We start from the raw sequence: 22,935 nt of genomic DNA, 5'->3' as shown, positions 1-22,935 counted from the left end.
TTTACCGAATACACGGAGTACCGCAATGCCAAAGTTAAGATCCGCCACCGTTACCGAAGGCCGCAATATGGCAGGTGCCCGCGCCCTTTGGCGTGCCACCGGCGTAAAAGACACCGATTTTGGTAAGCCGATTATTGCGGTAGTAAACTCATTTTGCGAATTTGTACCCGGCCATGTGCACCTGCGCGATTTAGGCAAGCTGGTGGCAAAAAGCATTGAAGATGCCGGCGGTATTGCCAAAGAGTTTAATACCATAGCGGTGGATGACGGCATTGCCATGGGCCATGGCGGTATGTTGTACAGCCTGCCGTCGCGCGAGCTGATCGCCGACTCGGTAGAATATATGGTCAACGCCCACTGCGCCGATGCCATGGTGTGTATTTCTAACTGCGACAAAATTACCCCAGGCATGTTAATGGCGGCGATGCGTTTAAACGTACCGGCTATTTTTGTCTCTGGTGGGCCGATGGAAGCGGGTAAAACAAAATTATCCGATCAGATCATCAAGCTGGATTTAGTCGATGCCATGGTATCGGCGGCCGACCCCAAAGTAAGCGACAGCGACAGCGAGCAAATTGAACGTAGCGCCTGCCCGACCTGCGGCAGCTGCTCGGGTATGTTTACCGCCAACTCAATGAACTGTTTAGTTGAAGCTTTGGGTTTGGGCCAGCCGGGTAACGGCTCGCTGCTGGCGACCCACGCAGACCGCAAAGAGCTGTTTGTGCAGGCCGGTTTCAGGATAATGGAGCTGTGCAACCGCTGGTATAAACATGATGACGCCAGCGCCTTGCCGCGCAATATCGCCAATAAAACCGCCTTTGAAAACGCCATGATGCTGGATATCGCCATGGGCGGCTCGACCAATACCGTATTGCATTTACTGGCCGCGGCAATTGAAGCGGAAGTCGATTTCGGTATGGCTGATATCGACCGCTTATCGCGCATAGTGCCGCATTTGTGCAAGGTAGCGCCTTCAACGCAGAAATACCATATGGAAGACGTGCACCGCGCCGGTGGTGTTATTGGCATTTTGGCCGAGCTAAACCGCGCCGGTTTGTTAAACGCCAATGTACCGCATGTGGCAGGCAGTAGTTTAGCCGCGGTGCTGGAGCAATGGGATATCAAAACCAGCGGCAATGAAGAGGCTAAACAAATGTATCTGGCCGGTCCGGCCGGTATCCGCACTACCCAGGCCTTTTCGCAAAATTGCCGTTATCCGACACTGGATGACGACCGTGTTGATGGCTGTATTCGCAGCAAAGAAAATGCTTACTCGCAAGATGGCGGTTTGGCGGTGTTGTTTGGCAACCTGGCGCCACAAGGCTGTATTGTTAAAACCGCCGGAGTAGAGCCGGAAAACTTAGTCTTTACCGGACGCGCGCGCATTTTTGAAAGCCAGGACGATGCGGTAGACGCCATTTTAAAAGGCAAAGTCGTGGCCGGCGATGCGGTAATTATCCGCTATGAAGGCCCCAAAGGTGGCCCGGGTATGCAGGAAATGCTTTACCCAACCAGTTACTTAAAGTCGATGGGCTTGGGTAAAGCCTGTGCTTTGATCACAGATGGCCGGTTTTCCGGCGGCACTTCGGGTTTGTCGATCGGCCATGTGTCACCGGAAGCCGCCAGTGGCGGTGCTATCGCCTTGGTGCAGGAAGGCGACAAAATCGAAATTGATATTCCGCAGCGCAAAATTGGCATTGCTATCAGCGATGACGAGCTGGTGCAGCGCCGTGCCGCGATGGATGCCAAAGGTAAGTTGGGGTGGAAGCCAGAGAGCCGCCAGCGAGTGGTTAGCTCTGCGTTAAAAGCTTATGCCTTGCTGGCCAGTAGCGCAGATAAAGGTGCTGTGCGGGATTTGTCTAAGTTAGAAGAATAAACAGCAAGACGTAAGGCGATAGGCAAGGTGTGCTCTTGCAGCAGCGGCAGGGATGCCGCGGAGGCTGAGACAGCACAGGGACGTGCTGTAGAAGGCGGCGAAAAGAGCATTTCCTTGCCGTGAGCTTGAACTGGATTTGTAGGCTACGACAGGCAACATCACGCGGGGACGTTGTAAATACGTCCATGTAAACTCTTCTCCAGCTTCCCTGCTGGAGAGGCCCCGCTTAGTTGTTACCTGTCTGCGCTTGAAACTTAAGTTTGCCGGATGGCACAAGCAGCAAGACTTGAGACGAAGGGACAAGGTGTACTTTCGTAGCAGCGGCAGGGATGCCGCGCAGGCTGAGAGGGCACAGGGATGTGCTCCTTGAAGGCGGCGAAGAAAGTATTTCCTTGGCGCTGAGTATGAACCTGAGTTGCAGGCTACGACCACAAACTGCACACAAGGACGCCGTAAATACGTCCCTGTAGGGTTACAAGCTCCTTCCATGGAGCTTGCCCGAAGGGCTGCTGGCGCAGTTCAAATTCGTTCCTGACGAATTTGTCTCTCCGGCTTCCCTGCCGGAGACGCCTTGTTTAGCAGTTTCTGGTCTTCGCTTGAGAGTATGCAGTAAATTAATACAACCGGAGCAATAATGAGTAACCTGGCAACAGTACAAGCAGAGCAAACAGATACCGACTTGATGCAGCAGTATCTGCGTGAAATTTTGCTGTCGCCGGTATATCAGGCCGCGGTAGAAACCCCGCTGGATGCCATGACTAAACTCAGCCAGCGCCTGGGCCATAATGTGCTGCTAAAACGCGAAGACAAACAGCCGGTATACTCGTTTAAACTGCGCGGCGCTTTTCATAAACTGCATAAAGTAAAACAGCACAGCCCCGAAGCCAGTGTGGTGTGCGCCTCGGCCGGTAACCATGCCCAGGGCGTAGCGTTATCGGCCAGTAAACTGGGCATTAACGCCACCATCGTTATGCCTATCACCACACCGGAAATCAAAGTCGCCGCAGTGAAAGCGCTGGGCGGCAATGTGGTGTTGCACGGCACTGCCTTTGACGAGGCCAACAGCTACGCCATTAACCTGGCCAACAGCGAAGGCGCGCTGTATATCCCACCGTTTGATGATTGCGACGTTATCGCAGGCCAGGGCACGGTGGCCAAAGAGTTGCTTAGCCAGCATAACCAGCTAAATGCGGTGTTTATTCCGGTTGGCGGCGGTGGCTTAATGGCCGGTATGGCGGTGTATATCAAAGCCATACAGCCGAATGTTAAAGTTATCGGCGTAGAGCCGGAAGACGCCGCTTGTTTAAAAGCTGCGCTGGCGGCTGGCGAGCCGGTGACGCTGGAGCGGGTGGGTTTATTTGCCGACGGCGTGGCGGTAAAACGCATCGGCACAGAGAATTTTAATCTGGCAAAACGTTTTTGTGATGAAGTAGTTACCGTAAGCAGTGATGAAATATGCGCGGCGATAAAAGATATATTTGATGACTTACGCGCCGTAGCCGAACCGGCCGGTGCTTTAGCGCTGGCGGGTTTAAAAAAGTACAGCCAGCAGCTGAAAAACAGCACGCTAAGCAAGCCACAGCAGTTTGCTGCTGTGTTAAGCGGGGCTAATTTAAACTTTGATACGCTGCGTTATGTGTCTGAGCGCTGTGAACTGGGCGAGAAAAAAGAAGCCGTGTTTGCCGTTACCATACCGGAAGAAAAAGGCAGCTTTCGCCGCTTTTGCCAAACCCTGGGCGGGCGGGCGATTACAGAGTTCAACTACCGCTATGCCAGTGATCACAAGGCGCATATATTTGTTGGTATTAAACTACGCCACGGCCAGCAGGAGCTGAACACGGTAAAAGAGCTGCTTAGCAACGCCGGATACGACTATCAGGATTTATCCGACGACGAGCTGGCCAAGCTACACGTGCGGCATATGGTCGGCGGTATGCCACCACGGCAGTTACAGGAGCAGGTGTACCAGTTTAACTTTCCGGAATACCCCGGCGCACTGATGAATTTCTTAAATACCCTGGGCGAGCACTGCAATATCACGCTGTTTCATTACCGTAACCACGGCGCCGCCACCGGTGATGTGCTGGCTGGTTTTGAAGCCGCCAGCCATGATGATATTGCTGCCTATTTGGATAAGTTGGGTTACCAGTATCAGCAGGTCAGCCATAATCGCAGTTACCAGACGTTTTTAACTGCAGGTTAGGTTGCCTGGCAGCGCTGTGCTGTTGTTAAGACCACAACACCAGCGCCGTGCACTGACAAATACTTTACTTTTTTTGCCTGTTGCTGACATCACGCGACATCTGGATTGCTGTAGGAACACTGCAGCATCATTTAAAGACCACCTTCTTTCTCCACTTTCTACTACTTTCGTAGATCCGGCATCTTTACAAGGCTTTACATGCAGCTGGCAGTTCTTGACGCTTGAACAGGTAGAATGACTCTACAACCTATGCCTCTTTTGACCAACCCGTGCTGTCAAAACAGTATTAAATAGAAAATGCTCAGGAAATATAGTGATGAAATATCAACATGTTAAAGCTGCTTTGTCTATGGCCAGCGCAATATTCCTGTTTGCCTGCGGTGGTGAACAGGCACAAACCCCTATTGCCGAATCAGAAACGAATGTTGGTACAGCCCCTGATCCTTTGGCCGCACTTAATCTTCCGCAAACCCCACATAACTATGCGCAGATAGAATTGCCTGCCCACTATACCCAGAATGATTTTCCTGCACAGATGCCTTTTCAGTATGCCGCAAGCAATATTGACAATACCCCGGTCTACAATCCGGTTACTGATGCTGGTGCTACGCTGGGCCGGGTGCTGTTTTATGATAAAAAGCTAAGTGCTAACGGCACGGTGGCCTGTGCATCCTGCCATGCTCAGGTAAATGGCTTTTCCGATGCCAGAACCCTTAGTGTCGGCTTTGACGGTGGTGAAACCCGCAGGCACTCCATGGGCCTGACCAATGCCCGGTTTTATGCTAATGGGCGGTTTTTCTGGGATGAGCGGGCTGGTACGCTGGAACAGCAGGTACTAATGCCATTTCAGGACCCGGTGGAAATGGGCCTGGTGTTGCCAGAGCTGGAAGAGATTGTGCGTCAGCAGGACTATTATCCGCCCTTGTTTGCACAAGCCTTTGGTGATGCCGATATTTCCAGTGGCCGCATTGCCGATGCTCTGGCACAGTTTATCAGGGCTATGGTGAGCACCGGCTCAAAATATGATACAGCACGGGCAGAAGTGGCTTCGCCTCTGGATAATTTCCCTGCCTTTACAGCGCAGGAAAATCAGGGTAAGTCCTTATTTTATCTGGCTAAAGAAGTTAGAAATGGTAACGTAGTTGGCTGTGCGGGTTGTCATAGCAGTGAGGCCTTTACCGGACCGTTACCCGGCGGGCCTCTGGGCAACTCATCGGCCACGGTGAATGGATTGGATGCTCAGTCTGGCGAAGACGTTGGCCTGGCGGAAACGACAGGGGATCCACGTGACAGTGGACGATTTAAATCGCCTTCTTTGCGTAATATTGCGGTTACTGCGCCCTATATGCATGATGGCCGCTTTGCCACGCTGGAAGAGGTGATAGAACATTACAGCAGTGGTATTCAGCGGCATCCAAACTTGCAACCACCCTTGCTGGGCAGCGATGGACAAGTTAACAATTTCAATTTCAGCGCAGAGGAAAAGGCCGCCTTACTGGCGTTTATGCATACGCTGACCGATGAGGCGATGCTGATTGACGAAAAGTTTAGCGACCCATTTCGCTGAGCCTACGGCGTAACGAAATAGCACTGTAAAACTTGTGTAAAGTCTGCCGGAGGCCTTGTTTTAAATAGCAAGGCAGCGTTAGTATCAGCGCAGACAGATAGCTGGATTAAAGCCTATGACGACTTCCCTATTGTTGATTGATGATGACTATGAGCTGACGGAATTACTGACAGACTTTCTGACTCCACAGGGATATCAACTAACTATCGCTCATGATGGTCAGCAGGGGCTGGAAATGGCGACAAGCAGCCAGCATTTCAACTTGATTTTATTGGATGTAATGTTGCCAAAGCTCGATGGATTCGAGGTACTCAAGCAATTACGCCGTACCCACATGACGCCAGTAATAATGCTGACTGCCAAAGGCGATGACTTCGATCGAATCTTTGGGCTTGAGCTGGGCGCCGATGATTATTTACCTAAACCCTTTAACCCCAGAGAGCTCTCGGCCCGAATTAAAGCCATTGTGCGTCGGCTGGAGCAGTTGCCCACGCTGACACAAAGCCAGCCCATTCGGGTTAATGATCTTTATCTGGATCCCTCTGCACAACAAGCCAAGCTGGCCGACACAATGTTAATCCTTACGGGTACCGAGTTCAGCATGTTACAGCTATTGATGGCGCATGCTGGCCAACTCGTGAGTAAAGAACAACTCAGTGAAAAGGTGCTGGGACGTAAACTGACCCCCTTTGACCGTAGCATCGATATGCATGTTAGCAACGTTCGCCGCAAACTGGCTGATATTCAACCGCAAGATATCATCAGAACCATCAGAGGGTCTGGCTATATATTGGTGAAGCAAGCATGAGCTACAGCCGCTGGCAACGGCTTAACCCTGCTAACAGCTTGTTTGGCCGCATATTTTTATGGTTCTGGATAAGCGCGATAATCATTGTTATCACTACCTTACTGGCTTCTCGTCATTTAAGTGAACAACTACGTTACTCGCAAGCCGATGCCGGGCAAATAAAGCTATTGCAAGAGACAGGTGCACGGCTGAATAGCCTGTTTCATCGTGGTAGTGGCGAGGTGCTGCCGCTGCCCGCCCTGTTGCGACGCCTGGGCACCCGTGGTCAGACCGATCTGTTGCTGCTGTCAGTATCAGAGCAACGCTTTATTAGCAGTTTCCCGCTGCCCAGAAGGTTTGAACTGAAGCCCTTTTTACTGCTCAGTGAGCAGCAAGGAATGCTGCAACTTGACAGCCTGCACTGGCAGTTTACCGGCCCACTGCCTTTGACGCTGAATGACCAAAATTTTCTGCTGTTCGCAGGCAAGATGCAACCACCAGACTTGTTAATGCGCATCCGTGAAATGCCTTATGTGCTTATAGCTATACTCCTATGTTTAAGTGGCGCGCTGTGTTTTGGGTTCGCCTGGTCCATTTCACGCCCAATTGGTAAGCTTATTCAAGCAACCAGGGCAATGGCAGGCGGGGATCTGGCCAGTCGTGTTGATTATGCCGCCCAACGGCGTGATGAAGTGGGCGAACTGGGGCGGGAATTCAATGATATGGCAGCCAGGTTACAGGCGATGGTTGAAAGCCAAAAACGTATTTTGGCAGATATCTCCCATGAACTGCGCTCACCGCTGGCTCGTTTGCAGGTTGCCATTGGTATTGCTTATCAGCGAGAGCAGCAGCCTATTCCAGAACTGAAACGCATCGAAAAAGAAGCTAACCGTATTGACACCATGCTTGGACAAATACTGGCCTTAGCCAAAATGGATGCTGCACAGCAGGTTATTGAATTACAGGCCATGCAATTGGAAACTGTGCTCGATCCACTGTGTGAAGATATTAGCTTTGAAGCCAAAGAAAAAGGAACCCATTTCACATGCGACTTTCCACGCGGCTTGGTGATAGAAGCTGATCATCGTTTACTGCATAGCGCTTTGGAGAATGTACTCAGAAACGCCCTGCGCTATGCCCGCTCAGAGGTAAGTCTGCAGTGTAACCAAGCACACGGCATACTCAGTCTGACGGTGATTGATGACGGCCCCGGCCTGGCAGAAAAAGACCTGCGGGCAGTATTCCGGCCCTTTTATCGTGCCTCTGCCGCCCGCAACCGCGAGACCGGTGGCACCGGCCTTGGGCTGGCGATTGCCTCGGCGGCTATGGCTGCCCATAAAGGCGACATTGGCGCCGAGAATCGAGTTCCGTCGGGTCTGCGGGTAACGCTGAAACTCCCGCTGCTAATCGCCGATCGTCCGCCTGTGTCATAAGCTTTACGTAACTTTGCGCTGTGCTGACACACATCTGACACTCTCCGCTTTACAATAAACAGGTTGGTCAGAGAGTCTGTTCGCTGCTTAAACTAAGGCAGCAGAGTCTCTGGCATTTTCCGTATAAGGAGTAATCTATGAAATCCTGTTTGTGGTTAGTGTCGGCCCCTTTATTTCAGCTCAGTGCACTCGGAGCTGATAGCAACTACCGTGCAACCGGACGCAACCAATGACAATAGCTGGCGCGGCATTATGCGGATAAATTGTGATTTGTCTCACTCTGGCTATAACGATCCTATAGTGTATCCCGGCCAGAAAGATGCAGCCCACCTGCATCGCTTTTATGGTAATACCTTGCTGGATGAAAACAGCGATATCGCTTCACTTTTTACCAGCGGCGAGTCTAGTTGTCAGGGGAATACGTTAAACCGCTCAGCCTATTGGGTGCCAGCATTACTGGCACCTTTGTACGACCCGCAAACCAGTCAACGTCTGACAGATGAAAGTGGCGATCCGGCGTGGCAAATTGTGCCGGCAGTGGTAGGCGGCGATGATGAAGCGCACGAAATTTTTTATTACTCGGCCGGTGTTGATGATTTATCGTCAATTCAACCTATACCGCTGGGGTTAAAGATGATTGCCGGCAGTCATATGGGGATGCCTGGTATGGAGCAGGACACGTCGATTGTGCGTTGGCACTGCCAATCTTGGGAATCAAGTGACGCGACTAATCCGCGTTGGAGCGCCAGTATTCCAGAATGTACAGCGCCTGATCGACTGCGAATGGATATCTTTTTCCCCAGTTGCTGGAACGGCACTGATCTTGACTCAGCTGATCACAAAAGCCACCTGGCGTATCCGGTAAATACTGGTGGGCCAAATGGCACAGTGTGCCCTGCCAGTCATCCGGTGCCTATTATCCGTGTCAGTTTTCATTATGCCTATGGCGTAAAACCCGAAGTGTACGATCCACAAAGCCGCTCCAGCCGGGGCTGGCGTTTTGCCTCAGATATGTATGAGGTAAGTACCACGACACCAGGTGGTATGTCGTTACACGGCGACTGGTTCAATGCCTGGCATCCAGAAGCCTTGCAGGCGGTGTTAGACGGCTGCATTAGGCAGCGGCTGGATTGCCACGACGGCAACCTGGCTAACGGTTATCGTTTAACAGGCACCCGCCCCGGTAGCCAGAATGATGTACCGATAGTGAATAAAGGTATGGGTTACTAGGGCGTGTTGACAAAACAGGGGGCTGCCATAGCAGCCCCTGAAAATACTTTAGATAGTATTTTCCTTCTCAGCAAACAGACAAATTCACCACTTATTTAGCGCAGGATGTTTAAAAGTTTAGCCTGGCGCACAGTTGCGGCAGATCCGCGGTGCCTGGTGGTATAAAGCGGTTTTGCGTAGTGTGCTGTGTCAGCTGCTGCGGGCTCTCTGCCATCACCGCCTCCAACCAGCCGGCATGGTGCGAAATGCGACTATAGGCTTCCTCAACACCGTATTCACCCACCGCCTTAAACCAGGAGTTTGCTCTGGAGCTAACGCCAAGCAGATAAAAGTCCTCGCCACGGCGGATAAACGCCGGCCCGCCGCTATCGCCATTGCCAGATACTCCCTCCAGCGGCAAGGCGCTGTTGCCTTTATCAAAGCGGAAAAACAGCTCGGTAGCTGAGGTACTGCGCACGGTATTTTGCGCTTTACGTAACTGGCCGTTATTTTGTTTTAACGAGATGGTCTGTCCGGTATTGCCATTGCCGCTGGCACCGGCGCCAATAAACCACAGTGCCTGGCCCTGTTCATCGGTGTCGCGATACAGGCGGGCAGCCGCTAATGCCGTTACCGGCTGCTGTAATTTAATCAGGGCAATATCATTGTCTTTATCCAGTCGGTAACCGGCATGGGCATACACGGCACTGACCGCAAACTGTTGACCGCCTACCTGGATATGCGCGCCGGGTTCAACGCAGAACACAGCATGGGCAGCGGTTACTATCCATTGCGGCGCAATCAGGCTGCCGTGCACGCCAATGGTGTATAGCGTTGCCAGCGGCGGAAAGTCCGCCGTCGTGGCCCAATACTGCTGATCGGCCACATCATGGCGGATAACAATGGCACAGGCTTGCCACGACAGCAGGGCTGCTGCCGCTATAACAAACAGCCGCGACAGGTTCATAAGGCCTCCTTGCTGTTGGTAACAACATGGTCTGCTGTAGTGAAGTTGACCAACTGGCCGTGTTGCACTACCCGTTCCGGCAAGGCAAAGCGATAGTCTGCTGCCAACGGGTTCTGCGGCAGAATAATAAAATTGGCTTGCTTGCCAACACTGATACTGCCGATAGTGGTGTCGAGCCGCAGCGCCCGGGCGTTACCCAATGTCATGGCGCGGAAAATTTGGCTATTACTGGCACCGGCGTCGCGCCAGGCCTGCATTTCTCTGATAATCGCCAAGCCATGTAATGTGCCGGGGTTGCCGGCATCGGTGCCAAAAGCCACATTTAAACCGCCAGCCAGCGCTTGTAGCAGGTTTTGTTGCTGAATATTGCTGCTGACGTTAGAAAACAACCGGCTAAGCTGCGCGACGATGTCCTGCTCTTCTGCGCTAAGTTGGGCCAGGCTGGTGGCTGGCGCATCAATAAACTGGCTATAGTGGCTTAGTAGCTGAAACAGTTGCCCGGTTTTAGTGCTGTGTTGCTTCAGTAATGCAAACGACGCCAGTACGCCAGGATCGGCCATTTGTTGCTCCAGTTGACTAAAGCTAAGCCGTTGCAGAAAGATTTCTTTATAGTGCTGGTATGCGCTCAGGGTAGGCATATAACTAACCTGGTGTTTTAGCGCCAGTTGGATAAATTCTGCATCCAGTGGCTCTGTCACCACGCCATGCACCAGTATATCGGCGCCAGCAATCATGGCGGCTTTGGCAGCAGCCAGTTCTTCTACATGCACGGCAACTACCCGGCCATGCGCCTTGGCCTGCGCAATAGCGTCGGCATACAACAGTGTCAGTTGTTCAGAGTTAAGGCCGGTTTCATGGCTCCATACCAGCTTCAGCACTGCAGCTGGCTGCTGTAATTGTGCGGTAGTAAGCGCCAGCGCTTGTGCTGCCGAGGTAGCCTGGCTGAATGTTGCACCGTCATGCGGGCTAAGTGGCGGTACGGCCATCGGTGCCAGTAGCTGGGCGGCGGCGTAAATAGCCGGCATAGTGGGGTTTTGACTGAGTTGCTGATAAAGCGGCAGGCGCGCGGCCGGGCCGCCCATATCAAATACTGCCGTTACACCCAACATCACATAGGTTTGCAGCAGCTGTGGTAAGGCGATGGCCAGCTGTAACTGATCTTGCTGATAGGGCAATACGGCTTCGGCAGCAATGATGTCTGGCCGGGTAAAAGCTCCACCCGACTGCGCCAAGTGAACATGGCCATCAATCAAGCCCGGTAGCAGCCATTTGCCACTGACATCAAGATGTTGATATTCCGCCGGTATCGCCGCGTCAGCAGGTTGCAGCGCAACAATGCGGCCGTTTTTAACCAGCACGCTGGCATTAAGCACCGGCTGGGCTAACTGAGCGGAGACAATATTGGCGCCGCTGAACGCCAAGGGCGTATTCGTCGCAGGGGGTATAGCGCTGACAGGGGGCTGCTGTGCTTGCGTTACACTGGCGATACTTAACGGTAGCAAGCAGGCGATTAGCCGCACTAAAGCGCAGGCTGAGTATGACATCGGGTTGACCTTCATAGATGGCCCGGTAACGTTTACCCGGCCTGGCACTGAGTGTCGGTTATGTCACTGCGACAGTCCTTAAAGAGCGCTCTAAGTTGACTATAAGTTAGCTATAAATGGCGTAGTGCGGTGCTATAACGGCTGTTGCTGCAGTGCCAGTTCCAGATGGGCAATGTCCGGTAACAGCTTCACCAGCCCCTGGCGGGTGGCCAGCTGTTTACTCTGCTGCAGGTACTGCTGTGCCTGTTCGGGTTGCTCTGTCAGCAAAAAATAGCTGGCCAGATCGAGCTGGCTTTGAGCAATTCCCTGCGGGCACGCCAACAACTGCTGATACTGCAGTGCCGTGCTGAGTAAGGGGTAAGCTGTGGCGAAATCGCGTTGCAACAAAGCATTGTTGCCCGCCATTGCCTGGCTGTAAGCATAATACAACCAGTCCTGATCGCGGTACGTCAGAGCGGCAGCTTCAGTGAGTAGCGGCGCGGCAGCGGTCAGCTCGCCAAGCTGCAGCCGGGCGGTACCCTGCAGGAACAGTAAACGTGCGTGATAGGGTGACGTGTTCGGCGATGGGTTGGCGCCAATCAGACTCAAAGCCCGTTTGCTCAGTGTCAGGGTGTTTTGCGGCTGCTGTTGCTGCAGATGAATACCGGCCAGTAAATACAGGGCAAATACATGGTCTGGCTCGCTTACCAGCGCGCTTTCAATAAATGACCGGGCTGAATCTAACTCATCAGCAGCCAGAAACGTTAGCGCCGTTGCCAGTAAATCATTTTGAAATTGCTGATCAAAACCTGGTGCGGCCGCCGGGTGACCCGCCAGCGCCGTACTAAGCTGTTGTGCTAACAAAGGTAGCCCTTGCTCAATACGGTTGCTATGTAGCAGACCTTTATTACGACTGTCCGGCCGGTACAGGGTATACAGCAGATGGTAATCACCCGGTACGCCGGTTAGTTCCAGCTGTACTATTTCGCTGACACCGGATACGGCAAACAACGCGCTGATGTCAGGCTCTGCCGCCGCCGGCAAGCGTTGTAAAATGGCCAGCACATCGGCCAGCTGATACACGTTTAGCTGTTTATCGGTCTGCAATTGCTGGATCAACGCATCCATAGCGCCGTAGCGTAGCCAGTGCTGGCTGCTGTCCAGCTGTTGCACGTTAACCGGCAGCACCAGCAGTGTTTTGCCGCTTTGCATCGTGCTGGCTGGCGCGGCTTTGCGGTCGCTCACGCTAAGCCATGCACTCAGTGCGATTACCAGCACCAGCGTAGCTGCTACCCACACGGGCCATAGCGGCGGCTGCTGTGAGGCCGTTTTACCAGCTACTGCCGCTGCGGTTGGCTCCGCCGCTAATACCCAGGCATAGCCTTTGCGCGGGTAGGTTTTAATCGCCTCCGTGGCAGCAAAGGTTTTTCTAACTTCATTAACGCACTGAAAAATGGCCTGCTCTTCTACCACGGTATCAGGCCAGACTGCGGTTAAAATGTCCGCCTTACTAAACACCCGGCCAGGCGCAGACGCCAGTAACTTCAGCAATTCATAGGTCTTGGGCCGCAAATTGTAACTGACGCCGTTCACCGTCACGCTACCGCTGAGATCGTCAAATGCAATGCAGGCTGGCTGTTCTGACAAGCACTTCTCCTTGAGGCATCCATCTGGCTAACAGCAAGGGCGTTTTGCCCTGCAGGCCAATTAGCGGTTAAGATAGCAGCTTCACTGCAACGGATAAACTGCTAAAGGTGTGACGGATAATTCATTGATTTATGCAGGATGCGAATTGCCGCCATGCCAACTTTTGCAATTTCTGTTTCACACTGAACTTATCCCCCTTACTAAGACCCAAGAGCGCAGTTACACGTTGCGCGTTTTTTCAACAGGAGTAGCAAGATGAGTAAACCAGCGGCGTTCGAGCATGGCCGCGGCGAGATCCGCGATAATGCGATAAAGGCCCTAGTCACCAGTAAGTTGTTTCAAACTCGCGCGGTTAAGGCGAAAAAAGGCAAAGGCTCCTACAACCGAAAAGGGCGTAATTCAAAAGATTACGCCCTTGTTGTTTCAATGCTGCAGCAGTTAAGTCTAAATTACAACTTAGCACGAAGATACTGACCAAATTACGCCTGACTTTATGGTAAATACTGACTTTATTAGTCTGTTTTAAATCGGTTAGTCTGATTGGTTAAGCCCGTTGCTATTTTTTGTAGCGCTGCCACCACACCACGGTTCTGTTGCATGGTAACTGCTGTGTCTCGTGCCATTGTTGCAATTTGTTCGACATGCTTGGCCAATTCACTAACCGCAGCAGATTGCTCATTGGTAGAACGGGACACATCGCGGACATTGTGCAAGGAGTCTTCTGCTTGCAATCTGATTTGTTCCAACATAGCCGCAGCCTGATTAGCCAGCGTTAAACCCTGGCTAACACGTGGTGCCGAGGTTTCCATCGCTTGCACAGCCTGCTGTGTGTCGTCCTGCACAAACTGAATCATAGCGGCGATTTCCGTGGTGGCTTTGCTGGTGCGTTCGGCCAGTTGCCTTACTTCATCCGCGACTACGGCAAAACCACGACCCGACTCGCCAGCCCTGGCTGCTTCAATGGCAGCGTTCAACGCCAACAAGTTTGTTTGTTCTGCAATACTGCGGATAACGCCTGCGATGCCGGCAATCTCTTTTGAGCGCTGCTGCAAACTACTAATCTGGCCGGTTGATTGCTGCACCGTTTTGGCTACTTCAGCGATTTCAGCTGCGGCTTGCTTAACCAGTTTTGCACCCTGTCCAGACAGCTCTGCAGTTTTTTCAGAGTTTTGCTCTGTCAATTGCACAGTACGGGCTACCTCATGCAAACTTACTGTCATCTGTTCAATACTGGCGGCAGAGGCTGTAGAAGCCGACGCTTGCAACTCAGCCGAGCGCAATGCTTCTTTTGATGCTATATCAAGCTCTTTTGATTGCGCAGAAACAGTAGCCGCACCGTCAATGACCTGTTTCAGCGTTTGGCGCAACTGCTGCTGCATACTCGCTACAGCCGCTAACATGCTGTTAGGTTTGCTTTGTTTTATCTGTGTGGTCAGGTCGCCACTTGCTATCTGGCTAACTATCTGTGCTGCTTGCGCGGGTTCTCCACCCAAAGCGTGATGGAAGTAGCGGCTTATATACCACGCGGTAGCGCTGCCGATGAAAATAGCTACCAAGGTTAACAACACCATAGACACTGCAAAACCGGCGGCTACACCGCGTATGTAATCCGTTGCCTGTTGGTTTTTTTGCTCCTGAAAATCTATAAAAGCGTTGATACTGGCTAGCCAACCCACAAAAGCAGGGCTCATTTTCTGCAACAAAAGCTGCTGGGCGGCCTGCTGCTGTCCTTGCTGGCGCAAGCGAATAACTTCAGCCGCCAAAGGTTGGGCAGCTTGCTCTATACGATGAATGTTGTCGAGCAGCTGCTGCTCTTCATAACTGATATCTGCACTGCGCTGAAACAACTGATCCATCGGCAATCGGGATTCCAGATAGAACGCCTGCAAACGGTTGATATCAGCCAGTACAGCAGGTAGCGCCGACATATCTGCCACCAGCGTAACATCGCGCAGGGCTATTGCTCTGTCATGCACACTACCGCGAAAATTTATCGCATGGCGTTGCTTCACCGAATTAACTTCAGTGATCTGAGAAAGCGTATGATTAATTTGGCTAACTCGCTGCACACCAAACAAGGTTAGCGCGACCATTAGCACCAGGATTACCCCAAAACCCAAACCAAGCCGCATAGCGACGGTCATTGTTGTACTCTGCTGCATAAAGCTAACTCCGCAAGGCCAACGCACGGCATGTGCGTTCAGGGCTGCACTATAGGCACAAAGGGTCATCGGATCTATTGAAATAAATCACCCAACACAATCAATATAATGAATTGATCTAAATTGGGAGCGGACCGTAGTCATAGCTAATAAACTGATTTTTATCACCATTACAGGCTGTGTTGGACGGTGATATTAAGCAGCGATTAGATTGCCCGACGGCATCCTTGCCAATGGCTATGTTACGAAGGTTAGAGCCGCCATATAACGGCAGCTCTGCCAAACTACATTTTTTGCAGCAACGCGTTTAGATCGTCCGGGCTAAAGTGATAGCTGGTGTTGCAGTATTCGCAGCTGATATCCAGCTTGCCTTCGGCGATGTGCTCGTTAATTACCTCACGGCCAAGGCTAACAATAGCTGAAGCGCACTTATCTTTAGAGCAGCCACAAACAAAACTCACCGGCTGGGCTGGGAAGAGCTCGACTTCTTCCTGGTGAAATAAGCGATACAGTAATTGCTCGGCAGGTAAGTTGAGTATTTCGTCCTGCGTTAGGGTGTCGCTTAATATGACTAAATCGTCAAAATCAGCTTTGGCTTTTTGTTGGTCGACCGGCAACACTTGCAGCATAAAGCCGGCAGCGCGGCATTGCTGAGGTTGCATATCGGTATACAGGTATAAGCGGGTAGGTAATTGCTCTGACTGGGCAAAATAGGCTTCCAGCGTGCTGGTGAGGCTGTCACCGCTTAATGGAATAATGCCCTGATATCGTTCGCCCTGTTTCGGCGTAATGGTGACCAGTAAATAACCTTCGCCAATTAGTTCACGAAAACTGCTGCCGGAGATTTCGGCTTGCATCCGCACTACAGCGCGAAACTGCTGCTGGTTGGTGCCGTTCACAGCGGCAAAACGGACCGGGCCGTCGCCCTGAATTTGCACCGCTATGTCACCATCTAGCTTTAAAGTTGCAGTAAGCAGGCTGGTCGCAGCGACCAGTTCAGCTAATAACTGCTTTACCGGTTGCGGGTAGTCATGGTGCAACAGCATTTGGTCCAGGCTGCCTGCCAATTGCACCAGTTCGCCTCGCACATTACGGTTCTGAAATAAAAAGCGGAATAAATGATCTGAATTCATGCTGTTCTCTTACTGCTGCGATTTTAATAAAAGCAACTTACGCCGCTCTTTTTTGTCAGGTTTTGTGTCCGGATGCGGTGCAAACAAGCTGTTGGTTTTTCTCAGCTCGGCCCGTTTTGCCCGTTGTTCAATGCTGTCGGCGGTTTCTTCATATAGCTGTTGTGCCAGTGGTGCCGCCAGGCGTTTATCGGATAATGCCAATATTATCACGACTTTTTCGTCGGTGCCTTGCGGCAATTTTACCACTGCACCGGGTTCTACCGTTTTACTGGCTTTGCAGCGCTGGCCATTATAATGTACTTTACCGCCTTCGATCATCTCTTTGGCCAGAGCGCGGGTTTTATAAAAGCGACAGGCCCACAGCCATTTATCTAAACGTAACGATTGGCTGTCAGACTGCGCAGCAGCTTTTGCTGATGACATAATTTATAACTGAGGTTGTCGAACTAAGATCGCCATTATAGTGCCAAAGCAGTCAAAATGGTGACAGCAATTAAAAAAACATGGTTAATACCTTGTGAAAACTGGTGCCGGCCTTGTTGCCTGCCAGACAACTGGGTAAGATAAATTCTTCTTTTTAGGCAGAAGTGTGCAATGAAGCCGTTATTAAACACACAGCAGTTAATGGGGCAGCTACAAAAGGTGCCACTAAACCGGGTACAGCAAGTGCTGAATCTGCTATTGGTTATTGTTTTGGCTTGGTTGCTGGCGCAGTTAAGCTGGCAGCTAATACCTACGCCAACAGGCAATAATTTAACACCTGGCAACTCTGTGTCGTCGCAGTCAGCCAAGCAACCTTCTGGTGTTAGTTTGGCAGCGTTAACCAGCTTCGCCTTATTTGGCCAAGCAACGGCGGTGGCGGTTACAGAGCCGGCACCGGTGGTAACGGAAGCGCCTAAAACGCAGCTCAATGTTAAGCTTACCGGCCTGGTAGCCGTAGGTGCAGATCCCAACCAAGGTAGCGCCATTATTGAAAGCCGTGGCATCGAATCAACCTATGCCGTAGACGATAAGATTGATGGCACTAATGCGGTATTAAAACAGGTGCTGTCAGACCGTGTGCTGTTACAGCAGGCTGGCCGTTTTGAAACCCTGATGCTGGATGGTATTGAATATACCCGTGTGGCGCAGGCGAATGCCGGCCTTGGCCGTGCTGATGAGCCCGTTGCAGAGCAAGATGGCAATGAAATGGCGCCGGTGCCAGAGCCAGAGCCGATGGAAATGCGGCCGCTGCAGGTTAACGAAGAGCTGGACATCAGCCGCGAGCAAATAATAGCTGAGCCAATGCGGTTTTTTGACTATATTCGCGTTACACCGCATCGCAATAATGGCCAATTAATGGGATACCGCTTAATGCCGGGTAAAGACCCTGCATTGTTTAGCCAGTTGGGTTTACAGCCCAACGATTTGGCAGTTGAAATAAATGGCATTGCGTTAACCGATATGCAGCAAGCGATGGGCGCCATTAACGAATTGCGCGACGCCAAAGAGGCGGCAATTAAAATAGAACGCGATGGTGAGATCAGGGATATTCTGGTCAGTCTGTCACAATAATTATTAAAACTAACTGGTTGTAAAATAATGAAATCAGGGCAATTTTCTTTATTCTCCCGCCGTTCGCTGGCCAGCTTGCTGGTTGCGGCTGCGCTTACTGTTGTGGTTCCGGGTGGCGCTTTAGTCGCGCAGGAAGAGGTTATGTACTCCCCGAACTTTAAAGGCACCGATATTAACGAGTTTATCAATATTGTTGGTATGAACCTGAAAAAAACCATTATTGTCGACCCGCAAGTGCGTGGTCGCATTAATGTGCGCAGCTATGAAATGCTGAACGAGCAACAGTACTACCAGTTTTTCCTAAACGTGCTGGAAGTGTATAGCTTTGCTGTGGTGGAGATGGACAACGGCGTATTAAAAGTAGTGCGCAACAAAGATGCCAAAACCAGCAATATTCCGGTAGTAACCGACGAACAGCCAGGTCAGGGTGACGAAATGGTAACCCGGGTGGTACAGGTACGTAATGTGTCGGTACGCGAGCTGGCCCCACTGTTACGTCAGTTTAGCAACCAGGCTGGCGGTGGCCATGTGGTGAACTATGACCCATCCAATGTTATTATGATGACTGGCCCAGCTGCGGTGGTAAACCGCTTGGTGGATATTATTCAGCGGGTAGACAAAGCTGGCGACCAGGAGCTGGAAATTGTCAAAATGCAGTTTGCTTCAGCGCCGGAAATTGTGCGGATCCTCGAAAGCATATACAAAAGCCAGGGCCGGGCCGAGCAGCCCGACTTTTTGGTACCTCGCATTGTGGCTGATGAGCGCACCAACAGTGTGATAGTCAGTGGTGAATTACAAGCCCGGCAACGGGTAATAGAGTTGGCTAAGCGGTTAGACAGCGAATTACAAACCAGCGGCAATACCCGGGTGTTTTACTTAAAATATGCCAAAGCTGAAGAGCTGGTGCCGGTGTTAAAAGGCGTGAGCGAATCAATAGTGGCAGAAGTGCAGGGTACAGCTGCGGCCGGTGGCCAGGGCGGGCGTGGTGCGGCAAATCCGGGCCGGGCAATTAGTATTGATGCACATGAAGATACTAACTCGTTGGTGATTACCGCACAGCCGGATATGATGCGCTCGCTGGAAGAAGTATTGCGCCAGCTGGATATTCGTCGCGCCCAGGTACTGGTAGAAGCCATTATTGTTGAAGTATTCGAAGGTGACGGTACCGATTTTGGTGTGCAATGGCTAAATGCCAACGGTGGTGGTACCAATTTTTCTGGTGGTAATTCAATTCCTATTATTAGTGTTGCCGGTGGTGCGGCGGTAGCATCGCAAATTACTAAAGGATCCTCAACTGTCATCATAGACGGTAACGGGAATCCGGTTACTACCAACACACCAGATTCTAACCGCGATTATTCAGTGCTGGCAAATGTGCTTAGCGGTTTGAACGGCGCTATGCTGGGCTTTTATAAAGGCGACTGGGCGGCGATTTTACAGGCCGTGCGTACCAGCACTAACTCAAACGTACTGGCAACGCCACATATTACTACCATGGATAACCAGGAAGCCTTCTTCCTGGTTGGCCAGGAAGTACCGGTGATCACCGGTTCAACCACCGGCGCCAATAATACTAACCCGTTTCAGCAGGTTCAACGCCAGGAAGTGGGTATTAAACTAAAGGTTACGCCGCAAATTAACGAAGGCACCGCGGTGCAGCTAACCATTGAGCAGGAAGTGTCTAGTATCGGCGGCGCTACTGCGGTGGACATCACCATTAATAAACGTGAAATTAAAACCACCGTCATGGCAGATGACGGCGCGACTGTGGTGTTGGGTGGTTTAATTGATGAAGACGTGCAGGAGAGTGAGTCAAAGGTGCCGCTATTAGGTGACATTCCTATTCTGGGGCATTTGTTTAAGTCGACCAGCGTTTCAAAGAAAAAACGTAACCTAATGGTGTTTATTAAAGCGACCATAGTGCGGGAAGGCTCGGAGATTTCTGGTATTTCTAAGACCAAATATAACTATATACGTGCTGAGCAGCTAAAACGTGACGAAGAAGGTATCCGTTTAATGCCATTCACCAATCAGGTGGTGTTACCGGAGTGGGATGAGTCGCTGGTTTTACCGCCGACATTCGATGATTACATGAATCAGCAGCCCGTAACGGATAGCAGCAAAGCAGGGAAGCAAGACTAATGGATGCGCTGGAAGCAGAACAGGTAAAACCGGCCAGCAGTCGCATTCGCCTGCCGTTTGGTTTTGCTAAACGCCATGGTGTCTTGCTGCAGCAACAACCACACGGCTGGCAGTTATACATCCACACCGGCACTGCGCCGGCAGCGGTATTGGAAGTACGCCGCATGCTGGCCGAGCCATTTCAGATGCAGCGCTTATCGGCCACCGAGTTTGAAGCCATGCTGGAGGCCAGTTATCAGCGTGACTCCAGTGAAGCTCAGCAGCTAATGGAAGATATTGGCAATGAAGTGAATTTAGCCTCGCTGGCGGATGATATTCAGGAAAGTGAAGACTTGCTGGAGAACGAAGACGACGCGCCCATTATCAAGCTGATTAATGCCATGCTAGGTGAAGCCATTAAACTGGGCGCCTCAGATATTCATGTAGAGACCTTTGAAAAAGCATTGATCGTACGGTTTCGGGTCGATGGCATTTTGCGCGAAGTATTGCGGCCAAACCGGCGTTTATCCAGCTTACTGGTATCGCGGATTAAAGTTATGGCCAGGCTGGATATCGCCGAAAAACGTGTACCACAGGATGGCCGCATCAGTTTGCGTATTGCCGGCCGAGCGGTAGATGTGCGGGTGTCTACCATGCCGTCTAGCCATGGCGAGCGGGTAGTGATGCGTTTGTTGGATAAAAATAATTCCCACTTGAACCTGGCTGACCTCGGCATGACGTTGTCGGTACAGCAGGCGTTTTCACAGCTGATTTTAAAACCTCACGGTATTATTTTAGTAACGGGCCCTACCGGCTCGGGTAAAAGTACCACGCTGTACGCTGGCCTAACGGAAATTAACACCAAAGACCGCAATATTCTTACGGTAGAGGATCCAATTGAATATGAGCTGGAAGGTATTGGTCAAACGCAGGTAAACAGCAAAGTTAATATGACTTTCGCCCGCGGTTTGCGGGCCATCTTGCGCCAGGATCCGGATGTGGTGATGGTGGGTGAAATACGTGATTTAGAAACTGCACAAATTGCGGTGCAGGCCAGTTTAACCGGCCACTTGGTATTGTCTACCTTGCACACCAATACCGCAGCTGGCGCCATAACCCGCTTAGAAGATATGGGTGTTGAGGCCTTTTTATTGTCATCCAGTTTACTCGGCGTGCTGGCGCAACGGCTGGTACGTACATTATGCCCGCACTGTAAAACTGCGCACGAGCCTGATAAAGAAGAACGCAGCTTGTTGGGTGCAGCAAAAAAAGACGGCGTAGTTATCTATCGCGCCACCGGCTGTGAGCATTGTAATCACACGGGTTATCGTGGCCGAACCGGCATTCACGAGCTGCTGCTGGTAGATGAGCATATTCGAGAGCTTATTCATAACGGCAAAGGTGAGCAAGCGATTGAGAAATATGTGCGTCAACATAGCCCGAGTATTCGGGCAGACGGCTTTAGCAAAGTACTAAACGGCGAAACCACGCTGGAAGAAGTGCTGCGTGTTACGCGTGAGGATGTCTAAGTGCCGGCGTTTGAATATCAGGCGATAGATGCCAAAGGCAAAAACAGCAAGGGCGTGCTTGAGGCTGACAATGCCCGGCATGCCCGGTCACTGTTGCGTGAGCAAAAGCTCACCCCGGTTAGCGTAGAGCTGGCATCGCAGCAAGAAAAGCTGTTAGCCAGTGGCAAGCAATGGTTTAAACGCAAGATTTCTGCCTCTGAGCTGGCCCTAATTACCCGACAGTTAGCTACATTGGTTGAAGCCGCGTTGCCCATTGAGAGTGCTCTGCTGGCAGTGGCCGAACAATGCGATAAACCGCGGCTGCAAAATATGATGATGGCGGTGCGCTCTAAAGTTGTTGAAGGCTATAGCCTGGCCGAGGGCCTGGCTGAGTTTCCGCATGTGTTTGACCATTTGTTTCGCTCCATGGTCGCGGCAGGGGAGAAATCCGGCCATTTAGACCAGGTGTTAAACCGGTTGGCTGATTACACCGAGCAGCGCCAGCATATGCGCAGCCAAATCCTGCAGGCGCTGCTGTACCCTATTATCCTGACGTGCTTTGCCGTATTGGTGATTTCTATCTTGCTGGCGGCTGTGGTACCGAAAATAGTTGGCCAGTTTGAACATATGGGCCAAAGCTTACCGGGTTCAACCTTGTTTTTAATTGGCGCCAGCGATTTTCTGCGGGCCTACGGTATCTTAGTGCTGTTGGGTATCATACTGGCGTTGGTCATGTTTAAACGCGCCTTGTTGAAGCCTGCAGTGCGCTTTCGCTGGGATGCGCTGGTGTTGCGCAGCCGTATTATGGGTAAAGTGACCAAGGGGTTGAACACCGCCCGTTTCGCCCGGACCTTAAGTATTCTAAATGCGTCGGCAGTACCATTGTTAGAGGCAATGCGTATTAGCGCCGATGTATTAAGCAATACCTATATGAAGCAAGCTGTTACTGATGCCACCGCCCGGGTACGGGAAGGTACCTCATTGCGTAACGCCTTGGAACAGACCAAGTTATTCCCGCCCATGATGCTGCATATGGTTGCCAGTGGTGAAAAAAGTGGCCAGCTGGATTCGATGCTGGAGCGCGCGGCCAACACCCAGGATCGCGAGTTTGAAACCTTGGTCAGCGTGTCATTAAAAGTGTTTGAACCGGTACTGGTCGCCGTAATGGCAGGCATGGTGTTATTTATTGTAATGGCAATTTTGCAACCCATTTTAGCGTTAAACAATATGGTAGGTGGTGGTTAA

Annotated in this window: 17 protein-coding genes; 11 read left to right on the top strand and 6 right to left on the bottom strand. The window is 51.4% G+C overall.

The genetic code is table 11. The annotated features are described in order from the left end of the window. Positions 1-25: 25 nt before the first annotated feature. The 6 genes from ilvD to I4W93_RS15730 all read left to right on the top strand — a co-directional run bounded on the left by ilvD (position 26) and on the right by I4W93_RS15730 (position 9,096). Positions 26-1,876, top strand: a complete 1,851-nt coding sequence (gene ilvD, locus I4W93_RS15755) for a dihydroxy-acid dehydratase (RefSeq protein ID WP_205311754.1) — start codon at positions 26-28, stop codon at positions 1,874-1,876. A 634-nt stretch (positions 1,877-2,510) separates the two neighbouring features. Then, a complete protein-coding gene (ilvA, locus tag I4W93_RS15750; RefSeq protein ID WP_205311753.1) occupies positions 2,511-4,079 on the top strand; it encodes a threonine ammonia-lyase, biosynthetic in 1,569 nt (522 codons plus the stop codon). A 316-nt stretch (positions 4,080-4,395) separates the two neighbouring features. Beyond that, positions 4,396-5,646, top strand: a complete 1,251-nt coding sequence (locus tag I4W93_RS15745; protein WP_205311752.1) for a cytochrome-c peroxidase — start codon at positions 4,396-4,398, stop codon at positions 5,644-5,646. A 115-nt stretch (positions 5,647-5,761) separates the two neighbouring features. Further along, entirely contained in the window at positions 5,762-6,454 is a 693-nt protein-coding gene (locus tag I4W93_RS15740; RefSeq protein ID WP_205311751.1) for a response regulator, read from the top strand. Continuing rightward, positions 6,451-7,866: an ATP-binding protein gene (locus tag I4W93_RS15735; RefSeq protein WP_205311750.1), complete on the top strand. Its 1,416-nt coding sequence runs from the start codon at positions 6,451-6,453 to the stop codon at positions 7,864-7,866. The genes I4W93_RS15740 and I4W93_RS15735 overlap by 4 nt, the downstream gene beginning before the upstream one ends. Before the next feature lie 210 nt (positions 7,867-8,076). Beyond that, positions 8,077-9,096, top strand: coding sequence for a DUF1996 domain-containing protein (locus I4W93_RS15730; protein ID WP_205311749.1), 1,020 nt, complete (start codon positions 8,077-8,079; stop codon positions 9,094-9,096). Positions 9,097-9,205: 109 nt separating this feature from the next. Here I4W93_RS15730 and I4W93_RS15725 read toward each other — a convergent pair whose 3' ends face one another. The 3 genes from I4W93_RS15725 to I4W93_RS15715 form a co-directional block, all read right to left on the bottom strand. Then, complete coding sequence (locus tag I4W93_RS15725) at positions 9,206-10,042, bottom strand: S1 family peptidase (protein WP_205311748.1); 837 nt, start codon at positions 10,040-10,042, stop codon at positions 9,206-9,208. After that, positions 10,039-11,586, bottom strand: a complete 1,548-nt coding sequence (locus I4W93_RS15720) for an amidohydrolase family protein (RefSeq protein ID WP_205311747.1) — start codon at positions 11,584-11,586, stop codon at positions 10,039-10,041. Before I4W93_RS15720 ends, I4W93_RS15725 begins: the two co-directional genes overlap by 4 nt. 132 nt (positions 11,587-11,718) lie before the next feature. Further along, on the bottom strand, positions 11,719-13,212 hold the full coding sequence (locus tag I4W93_RS15715; RefSeq protein WP_205311746.1) for a winged helix-turn-helix domain-containing protein: 1,494 nt from the start codon (positions 13,210-13,212) through the stop codon (positions 11,719-11,721). Positions 13,213-13,467: 255 nt separating this feature from the next. Between I4W93_RS15715 and I4W93_RS15710 the strand changes: the two genes are divergently transcribed. After that, positions 13,468-13,686 carry a ribosome alternative rescue factor ArfA gene (locus I4W93_RS15710; RefSeq protein WP_205311745.1) on the top strand — a complete coding sequence of 73 codons (219 nt, stop codon included), beginning with the start codon at positions 13,468-13,470 and terminating at the stop codon, positions 13,684-13,686. 38 nt (positions 13,687-13,724) lie between these two features. Here I4W93_RS15710 and I4W93_RS15705 read toward each other — a convergent pair whose 3' ends face one another. The 3 genes from I4W93_RS15705 to hslR all read right to left on the bottom strand — a co-directional run bounded on the left by I4W93_RS15705 (position 13,725) and on the right by hslR (position 16,930). Beyond that, positions 13,725-15,374 (bottom strand): methyl-accepting chemotaxis protein, encoded by a 1,650-nt coding sequence (locus I4W93_RS15705; RefSeq protein WP_205311744.1) that lies wholly within the window; start codon positions 15,372-15,374, stop codon positions 13,725-13,727. A 284-nt stretch (positions 15,375-15,658) separates the two neighbouring features. Beyond that, positions 15,659-16,507, bottom strand: a complete 849-nt coding sequence (hslO, locus tag I4W93_RS15700) for an Hsp33 family molecular chaperone HslO (RefSeq protein WP_205311743.1) — start codon at positions 16,505-16,507, stop codon at positions 15,659-15,661. A 9-nt stretch (positions 16,508-16,516) separates the two neighbouring features. After that, complete coding sequence (hslR, locus tag I4W93_RS15695) at positions 16,517-16,930, bottom strand: ribosome-associated heat shock protein Hsp15 (protein WP_205311742.1); 414 nt, start codon at positions 16,928-16,930, stop codon at positions 16,517-16,519. 171 nt (positions 16,931-17,101) lie between these two features. Between hslR and gspC the strand changes: the two genes are divergently transcribed. Genes gspC through gspF form a run of 4 tightly spaced genes read left to right on the top strand, consistent with a single transcriptional unit; the run spans position 17,102 to position 22,935 of the window. Further along, complete coding sequence (gspC, locus tag I4W93_RS15690) at positions 17,102-18,061, top strand: type II secretion system protein GspC (protein WP_205311741.1); 960 nt, start codon at positions 17,102-17,104, stop codon at positions 18,059-18,061. A gap of 27 nt (positions 18,062-18,088) precedes the next feature. Further along, positions 18,089-20,203, top strand: coding sequence for a type II secretion system secretin GspD (gene gspD / locus I4W93_RS15685; RefSeq protein WP_205311740.1), 2,115 nt, complete (start codon positions 18,089-18,091; stop codon positions 20,201-20,203). Beyond that, on the top strand, positions 20,203-21,711 hold the full coding sequence (gene gspE, locus I4W93_RS15680; protein WP_205311739.1) for a type II secretion system ATPase GspE: 1,509 nt from the start codon (positions 20,203-20,205) through the stop codon (positions 21,709-21,711). Before gspD ends, gspE begins: the two co-directional genes overlap by 1 nt. After that, positions 21,712-22,935 (top strand): type II secretion system inner membrane protein GspF, encoded by a 1,224-nt coding sequence (gene gspF / locus I4W93_RS15675; RefSeq protein WP_205311738.1) that lies wholly within the window; start codon positions 21,712-21,714, stop codon positions 22,933-22,935.

The sequence above is a fragment of the Rheinheimera maricola genome, assembly GCF_016918075.2.
GTDB classification, from domain to species: Bacteria; Pseudomonadota; Gammaproteobacteria; order Enterobacterales; family Alteromonadaceae; genus Alishewanella; species Alishewanella maricola_A.
The sequence above is the reverse complement of the archived record's forward strand: the minus strand, read 5'-3'. Positions and strand labels throughout refer to the sequence as shown.

Bases quoted from the DNA above. Each gene is read 5' to 3' on its own strand.
- I4W93_RS15745 (WP_205311752.1), top strand. From the start codon at position 4,396: ATGAAATATCAACATGTTAAAGCTGCTTTGTCTATGGCCAGCGCAATA.
- I4W93_RS15740 (WP_205311751.1), top strand. From the start codon at position 5,762: ATGACGACTTCCCTATTGTTGATTGATGATGACTATGAGCTGACGGAA.
- I4W93_RS15705 (WP_205311744.1), bottom strand. From the start codon at position 15,374: ATGCAGCAGAGTACAACAATGACCGTCGCTATGCGGCTTGGTTTGGGT.
- I4W93_RS15725 (WP_205311748.1), bottom strand. From the start codon at position 10,042: ATGAACCTGTCGCGGCTGTTTGTTATAGCGGCAGCAGCCCTGCTGTCG.
- hslR (WP_205311742.1), bottom strand. From the start codon at position 16,930: ATGTCATCAGCAAAAGCTGCTGCGCAGTCTGACAGCCAATCGTTACGT.
- ilvD (WP_205311754.1), top strand. From the start codon at position 26: ATGCCAAAGTTAAGATCCGCCACCGTTACCGAAGGCCGCAATATGGCA.
- gspD (WP_205311740.1), top strand. From the start codon at position 18,089: ATGAAATCAGGGCAATTTTCTTTATTCTCCCGCCGTTCGCTGGCCAGC.
- I4W93_RS15735 (WP_205311750.1), top strand. From the start codon at position 6,451: ATGAGCTACAGCCGCTGGCAACGGCTTAACCCTGCTAACAGCTTGTTT.
- gspE (WP_205311739.1), top strand. From the start codon at position 20,203: ATGGATGCGCTGGAAGCAGAACAGGTAAAACCGGCCAGCAGTCGCATT.
- hslO (WP_205311743.1), bottom strand. From the start codon at position 16,507: ATGAATTCAGATCATTTATTCCGCTTTTTATTTCAGAACCGTAATGTG.
- ilvA (WP_205311753.1), top strand. From the start codon at position 2,511: ATGAGTAACCTGGCAACAGTACAAGCAGAGCAAACAGATACCGACTTG.
- I4W93_RS15710 (WP_205311745.1), top strand. From the start codon at position 13,468: ATGAGTAAACCAGCGGCGTTCGAGCATGGCCGCGGCGAGATCCGCGAT.
- I4W93_RS15720 (WP_205311747.1), bottom strand. From the start codon at position 11,586: ATGTCATACTCAGCCTGCGCTTTAGTGCGGCTAATCGCCTGCTTGCTA.
- gspC (WP_205311741.1), top strand. From the start codon at position 17,102: ATGAAGCCGTTATTAAACACACAGCAGTTAATGGGGCAGCTACAAAAG.